9 protein-coding genes are annotated in these 7382 nt (G+C 34.1%); all 9 read left to right on the forward strand.

The features are described from left to right. Positions 1-98 precede the first annotated feature (98 nt). The 9 genes from aroQ to mnmA are packed head-to-tail and all read left to right on the forward strand — an operon-like array spanning position 99 to position 7275. Entirely contained in the window at positions 99-575 is a 477-nt protein-coding gene (gene aroQ / locus MVY38_RS09160) for a type II 3-dehydroquinate dehydratase (protein WP_297485465.1), read from the forward strand. Positions 576-595: 20 nt separating this feature from the next. Further along, positions 596-1084 carry a 2-amino-4-hydroxy-6-hydroxymethyldihydropteridine diphosphokinase gene (gene folK / locus MVY38_RS09165; protein ID WP_297485467.1) on the forward strand — a complete coding sequence of 163 codons (489 nt, stop codon included), beginning with the start codon at positions 596-598 and terminating at the stop codon, positions 1082-1084. Beyond that, a complete protein-coding gene (gene flhF / locus MVY38_RS09170; protein WP_297485469.1) occupies positions 1081-2361 on the forward strand; it encodes a flagellar biosynthesis protein FlhF in 1281 nt (426 codons plus the stop codon). Before folK ends, flhF begins: the two co-directional genes overlap by 4 nt. Continuing rightward, complete coding sequence (locus MVY38_RS09175) at positions 2358-3233, forward strand: MinD/ParA family protein (protein ID WP_297485471.1); 876 nt, start codon at positions 2358-2360, stop codon at positions 3231-3233. Before flhF ends, MVY38_RS09175 begins: the two co-directional genes overlap by 4 nt. Positions 3234-3252: 19 nt before the next feature. After that, positions 3253-3588: a hypothetical protein gene (locus MVY38_RS09180; protein WP_297485473.1), complete on the forward strand. Its 336-nt coding sequence runs from the start codon at positions 3253-3255 to the stop codon at positions 3586-3588. Further along, on the forward strand, positions 3585-4271 hold the full coding sequence (locus tag MVY38_RS09185; protein WP_297485475.1) for an RNA polymerase sigma factor FliA: 687 nt from the start codon (positions 3585-3587) through the stop codon (positions 4269-4271). Before MVY38_RS09180 ends, MVY38_RS09185 begins: the two co-directional genes overlap by 4 nt. A 1-nt stretch (position 4272) precedes the next feature. Then, positions 4273-5376 carry a flagellar motor switch protein FliM gene (gene fliM / locus MVY38_RS09190; RefSeq protein WP_297485477.1) on the forward strand — a complete coding sequence of 368 codons (1104 nt, stop codon included), beginning with the start codon at positions 4273-4275 and terminating at the stop codon, positions 5374-5376. Next, on the forward strand, positions 5369-6241 hold the full coding sequence (fliY, locus tag MVY38_RS09195; protein WP_297485479.1) for a flagellar motor switch protein FliY: 873 nt from the start codon (positions 5369-5371) through the stop codon (positions 6239-6241). Before fliM ends, fliY begins: the two co-directional genes overlap by 8 nt. A gap of 2 nt (positions 6242-6243) precedes the next feature. Continuing rightward, entirely contained in the window at positions 6244-7275 is a 1032-nt protein-coding gene (gene mnmA, locus MVY38_RS09200; RefSeq protein ID WP_297485481.1) for a tRNA 2-thiouridine(34) synthase MnmA, read from the forward strand. The last annotated feature ends 107 nt before the right edge of the window (positions 7276-7382 follow it).

A 7382-nucleotide genomic window follows, 5' to 3' on the forward strand; every position in this document is an offset into this window, starting at 1 on the left:
ATATTAAACAAAAGAAATAGTTAAATTTTAAACTCTTGCAACTTTTTTTAATATAATTTTAGATAAAATAGCTTTCTAAAATTTAAAAAAGGTTTAAAATGAAAATAGTAGTAATTCAAGGTCCAAATCTGAATATGCTTGGTGTTCGTGAGCAAAATATATACGGTCCAATGAAATTAGAGCAAATCCACGCTCAAATGAAGGAAGTTGCAACGCAAAATGGTGTAGAGATTGAATTTTTTCAAAGTAATCTTGAAGGTGAACTTGTAGATAAAATTCAAGAGTGCTATGGTGATGCAGATGGTATTGTTATAAACGCAGCAGCGTATACACATACATCTATCGCTATTCGTGATGCACTTGCAGCTGTTAATCTCCCTGCAATTGAAGTACACATTAGTAATATTAATCGTCGAGAAGAGTTTAGAAAAGAAAATATGATAGCACCAGTATGTACATCATCAATTGTTGGATTCGGTCCATTTGGCTACCATTTAGCAATGATGGGAATGTTTCAAATTATGAATGAGATTCAAGCTGCACAAGAAGCTCAAACAGCACAACAACCTGCATAGATAAATGGAATTTTAGTAAAATGTACATTAAACGCAGTCTATCTAAAGAGTTAGATAGCTACTCTGGAGTGCATTTTCCCTGTACATCTTTTGCAAAGACATCACATAGATATGAAGTTGTAGTGGGTATAGGTGGAAATGTTGGCGATGTCCGTCGCCGATTTGAACACCTTTACTTTTGGATACAAAGAGATAAAAGAGTTACACTTCTTAAAACTTCGTTGATTTTAAAAAACCCTCCATTTGGTTATTTGAGCCAAGAGGATTTTTTTAACTCAATTATAGTTTTAAAGACATCGATGCAGCCAAAAGAGTTCTTGGCATATTTAATGCGTTTAGAGAAGAAATTTGGACGAAAACGAAGTTTTGCAAATGCACCAAGGACATTAGATTTGGATATTATATTTTTTGACAATAGAGTGATAAAAACAGAGAAATTGACCATCCCACATGCACATTGGTCGCAAAGAGAAAGCGTACTTATTCCATTGGCAGGGCTTCATAAATGAAAATATTGACATTTACAGGAAAAACTCCCTCTGAAGCACTTAAAAAAGCAAAAATGGAAATAGGTGATGAGGGAATGCTTATTGAAACAAAAGAGATCCAAAAAAAGGCACTTGGTCGCACTGCTCTTTATGAAATAGTGATAGGTATTGATGAAAAAGATTTACCATTTTCATATAAAAAGAAGATGCAAAAACCAGCATTTGAAAAAAAAGAGCTGGAAAAAGAGAGTAAAGAAATTTTATTTGATATCTCAAACGCAGCGAGGCAAATATCTAAAATTTCAGATGTAACACAAGGTGATGATACACTTTATGAACGTCAAACTAATCAGACTACACTATCTGCAGAGCCAAAAGAGCTTAAAGAGATAAAAAATGAGATAAATAAACTAACAGATAAAGTGAAAATTATTCAAAATATGTTTTGGGATGAAAAATCTCCAGATATTGAGAGCCAGATACCACCTGAATTTGCAGAGATTTATCGTTTGTCCCTACAAAGTGGTATGAATAAAGATCATCTTGATAGTTTAATGCAGGTGACATTAGAGCATATGCCGCTTAAAATGAGAGAGAACTCTACAACTGTAAAACGCTATTTTCAAACAATTTTACGAAAAATGGTTCCCATACGAAAAGAGAGACCATTAAGTATTGGAAGAAAAAAAGTGATTATGCTTGTTGGTCCAACGGGAGTTGGAAAGACAACTTCTATTGCAAAACTTGCTGCAAGGTACTCCTATCTAGTTGATAAAAAATATAAAGTAGGGCTTGTTGTTCTTGATACCTATAGAATTGGCGCAGTAGAACAATTGATGCAGTATGCGCGAATGATGAAGCTTGGAATTGAGACTGTGGTTGACCCTCCAGAATTTTCAAATGCATTAGACTCTTTGAAATATTGTGACTATATTTTAATCGATACTATGGGTTCAAGCCCTTATGATAAGGGAAAAATTGAGAAGATTTATGAGTGCTTAAATGGTAATCAAACAGATTTCAGTGTTGATGTTGTCCTTGTTATGCCAAGTTCTATTAAGTATGAAGATTTGAAAATTACCTATGATAATTTTGAGACGCTTGGTATAGATACCTTAATGTTTACGAAATTGGATGAGACTATGAGTTTTGGAAATATTTTTTCACTCGCTTATGAAACGAAAAAGCCAATAAGTTATTTTTCTGTGGGTCAAGAAGTACCAGAAGATCTGGTTTGTGCGAGTAATGACTTTTTGATAGAGTGTTTACTTCATGGATTTAACAGGAGTAAAGCATGATGGGACACCAGGCCCAAAAGCTTGAAGAGCTTGTTGCTTCAAATGCTAAGAAAAAGTCAAAAAAGACACGCTTTATAGCCATTACAAGTGGAAAAGGTGGAGTTGGAAAGAGTACAATTAGCTCGAATTTGGCATATATGCTCTCTCAACAGGGAATAAATGTAGGTATTTTCGATGCAGATATTGGTCTTGCCAATCTTGATGTAATGTTTAATGTTAAAATCAAAAAAAATATTTTGCATGTGCTTAAAGGTGAGGCAAAAGTAAGTGATATTCTTATTCCTATTACAAGAAATCTTATTTTGATTCCAGGTGAGAGTGGTGATGAAATACTAAAATACTCCGATATGGCTCTTTTTGAGCGTTTTATGGAAGAAGCACAAGTTCTAGATAAGCTTGATGTGATGATAATAGACACAGGTGCAGGAATTGGAGAACATATACAGATGTTTTTAAACGCAGCAGATGATGTTATAGTTGTAACTGTACCTGATCCTGCCGCAATTACAGATGCATACGCAACAATTAAGACCATTGCAACATTGCGAGATGATGTGAGTGTTATTATGAATCAGGTTAAGAGTGAAAAAGAGGCTGTAGGCGTATTTGAAAAGATAAAGAAAGTTGCAAAGGCAAATATCGGTGGTAATTTGGACTTAAAACTTTTAGGAAAGATTAATGAAGATGTAAAAGTTTCATCTTCTGTTAAAAAGCGTTCACTTTTTTGTGCCAGTTATCCATCTTCAGCTGCGACAAAAGATATGCAAAATATTATGAAAAAAATTGCAGCTAAGCTGGAACATAATGTGCTAGTTACTTCAAATGAGAGTGGACTTTCTGGTCTTTTTAAAAGATTAATTGAACATTTTTAAGGCAATGGTGGGGTAGTTGATGCTTGGAGAAAATTTTGTATATTTCTTTACTGTTCTGGGATTTTTCGTAGGTGTCATTTTTGGTATCTTAAAATCTATGGATGCTGGAGGATTACTTACATATACTTTTTTAATTACGATATTCTTTTATCTTTTTTCACACATTATTATTGCTCTATACTATCAGACAATGGTCGCTAAGTCATATAATTTTCCAAAAAATATGCACGAAAATGATTTAGATTATTTTGTAAAAGAGATTAATAAACGCGAGAAGCTTATTGACTCCGCTTGTAAAATAACAGATGTAGTTGCAAAAATGAATTTGGAAGACAGAGCGGGACAAAAATTATGATTGTTAATGCCTATGTTCAAGATTTGAAACATAAAGAAGATGAACTTGCAATTCAGTATTTGCCAGCAGTTAAAGCTATGGCATATCGTTTAAAAGAGCGTCTTCCTAGTTCTATTGATTTTTCAGATTTATCAGCGATTGGTACGGAAGAACTCATCAAATTAGCAAGACGTTATGATGAAACACTTAATGACTCTTTTTGGGGATATGCAAAAAAAAGAGTTTATGGAGCTATGCTCGATTATCTTCGTAGTTTGGACATATTAAGCCGTTCAAGCCGTAAACTTGTAAAATCTATTGATTACATTGTTCAAGAACATATGCTCACTCATGATGAAGAACCTAGTGATGAAGAGTTAGCTCAAAAATTAGATGAAAGTGTTGTAAAAGTGCATGATGCACGAATTGCTTCTTGTATTTATACCGTTATGCCTCTTCATGACCAATTGCATGTAGGGGATGAAGGTGCTGCATTAGCTACTATAGAAAAAGAAGAGCTGGTTAGTGTAATAAAAAAGGTGCTAAGTAGCTATAAAGAGAGAGAGCAGATGATAATTCAACTCTATTATTTTGAAGAGTTGACTTTAAAAGAGATAAGTAATATACTTAATATTACTGAGTCGAGAATTTCACAGATACACAAATCTGTTATTCAAAAAATACGAGAGAGTATAGGAGCGTAAAATGGCAGATATACTTTCACAAGAAGAGATTGATGCTCTTTTGGATGTTGTTGAAGATGAAGGAGAAGATGTTCTTGAAAGTGGTGAAGATGCTCTGCTCCCTCAGCGTCAAGTAACTCTATATGATTTTAAACGGCCAAATAGAGTTTCAAAAGAGCAACTTCGTGCTTTTCGTGGTGTTCATGATAAAATGGCAAGAAGTTTAGCTTCTCAAATATCTTCAATTATGCGTTCAATAGTTGAAATACAACTGCATTCTGTTGATCAGATGACTTATGGTGAGTTTTTAATGAGTTTACCAAATCCTACAAGTTTCAATGTCTTTTCTCTCAAACCTCTTGAAGGAAGTGGAATTATAGAGATAAATCCATCCATTGCATTTCCAATGCTTGATCGACTTTTAGGGGGCAAAGGCGAACCTTTTGATGCGACACGAGAATTTTCAGATATAGAGTTGAGTCTTTTTGAAACAATTTTGAGAGTTATGATGAGTACTCTTAAAGAGGCATGGGGACCAGTGATGGAAGTTTATCCAACAATTGAGTCAAAAGAGTCAAGCCCTAATGTCGTACAGATTGTTGCACAAAATGAGATTGTCGTTATGGTTGTAATGGAAATAATAATAGGACACTCTTCAGGAATGATGAATATTTGTTATCCTGTTATTGCATTGGAACCTATTTTGCCAAAACTTGCCTCGCGTGATTTAATGCTTAATGAAACTAGTTCTAAAAAGAGTCGTAATACAGAGCTAAAAGTTCTCCTAGGTGGTGCTAAAGTTAATGTTGAGGCCAATCTTGGTGAAGCAGATTTAAATTTAAATGATATTTTAGAACTCCAAATTGGGGATGTGATTCGTTTGTCTACTCCTGCTGATGATGTTGTTACTGTATCTGTTGATGGAAAAGATAGATTCCGTGGAGAGATTGGTTTGAGAAGATTTAGAAAGTCTATAAATATCAATGAAATAATAGAAACTGAAAAAGATGAAGTAAAGCGGGCTTTAGAGGAGCTCGAAAAACAGCGTCATGAGAAAATATCAGGTGTAAAAGATATAATTCATGAAGATGATTTAGAAAATGATGAGGATATAATAGATGAGTGATTTTATTAAACTATTTGAAGATGAGACTATTGGTACAATAGAAGCACTCGTAGGTGAAGCTCCCACACTCTCCTTACAGGACGAACAGGAACTCAGCATAATTTCTAATATTGTGCCCCCCATAGTACTTACTAAAATTAAAGTTAGCGGTGATGTAGAAGCTGATATTATGGTGGCGTTTCCTCCAAATATGGCAGCATCACTCTCTGATATGATGATGGGTGAAGAGGCAAGTGATCGTGAAGATATTACGGACGATGATTTAGATGCAGCAAAAGAGATAGTGTCAAATATATTTGGTGCAATTGCCACAGCCCTTTCTGGTCAAAAAGAACTTCCTGTATTGTCATTTAGTATAGATTCAATAGAATCTCTCTCTGGTGATGATGAGGTGAGTTTGGAATCTTTTAATAAAATGTATGTCTATAAATTCTCATTAGCAGGCATTACTTCAATGCTTATGTTTATTATTGATGAAAAATTGGCAGATGCTTTATCTCCCTCAGAGGGTAATACTCAAAATGTATCGCCAGAAACAGAAAAAGAAGAGAGCAGTTCTGAAAATTGTGATGGTGGGACTGTAAAACTATCCGAAGAAGAGATGAAAAATATTTCTCTTATAATGGATGTAAAATTACCAGTACGCGTAAGAATAGGCAAGAAAAGAATGCTTTTAAAAGATGTACTAAATATGGATATTGGTTCTGTAATAGAATTAAATCAACTAGCAAATGATCCTTTGGAAATTTTAGTCGATAATCATGTAATTGCTCAAGGTGAAGTGGTAATTGTTGATGGAAACTTTGGTATTCAAATAACGACTATTGGTACTAAAAAAGAACGTCTTAAACAGCTTAGAGGTTAAAAATGAAAAATAAAAACAGAGTTTTAGTAGGAATGAGTGGGGGAGTTGACTCAACTATAACTACATTATTATTAAAACAGGAAGGTTATGAAGTAGAAGGTCTTTATATGAAACTGCATTCAAAACCTGGTTATCATGAAATACATCAAGCTCGTGCACAAAAGGCTGCTGATTTTGTAGGTGTGAAGTTACATGTATTAGATTTGCAAGAGACCTTTAATGAAAAAGTTTTTCAACCTTTTATAGATACTTATGCTGAGGGAAAAACACCAAATCCATGCGCACTATGTAATAGAAACCTGAAGTTTGGCGAAATGATAAAGTTTGCAGATGAAATTGATGCAGAGTATTTGGCAACAGGACACTATATTAAAACAGATGGTAAGTATCTATATGCAGCAGAAGATGATAGTAAAGACCAAAGTTATTTTCTTTTTTATATAAATAAAGAAATACTGCCACGTTTAAAGTTTCCTCTAGGTGAAAGACATAAAAAAGATATTAAAGAGTTGGCAGCTTCTATAAAAGGATTAGAGTCTTTTTCTTCTCAAGCAGAATCAAGTGAAATTTGTTTTGTTGAAACAACTTATACTGATTTGTTGAAAGATTATGTAGACGTAGATCAAGTTGGTGAAGTTGTAGACAAAGAAGGTAATGTGGTAGGTGAGCATAAGGGTTATATGCATTATACAATTGGTAAGCGTAAAGGATTTACAGTCCATGGAGCACATGATCCACATTTTGTTTTAAAAATTAATCCTGAAAAAAACCAGATAGTCGTTGGTAAAAAAGAAGACTTGGCTTGCTATAAGGTTAAATTAAATAATCTCAATATGTTTGATGATAGAAAAGAGTTTGATACTACTGTCAAATTACGTTACAGAACAAAATCTGTCAAATGTCATGTACTTATAGAAGATGATACGGCTACAATTGAATTAGAAGAGGGCGTATTCGGTGTTGCGGTCGGACAGGCAGCCGTATTCTATGATGATAACAAACTTATAGGAGGGGGCTGGATAATAGAATCTTAGCCCCAAAAAAAGAACTTTTTAAATTCTCCCCCACTTCCCCAACCAATTAAGCGAACTCTAAGCATCACTTCTCTATAATTCCCATCCACAAACAGAGAGACCTTGTT

It is taken from the genome of Sulfurimonas sp. (assembly GCF_027056685.1).
In the GTDB taxonomy this organism is placed as follows: Bacteria; Campylobacterota; Campylobacteria; order Campylobacterales; family Sulfurimonadaceae; genus Sulfurimonas.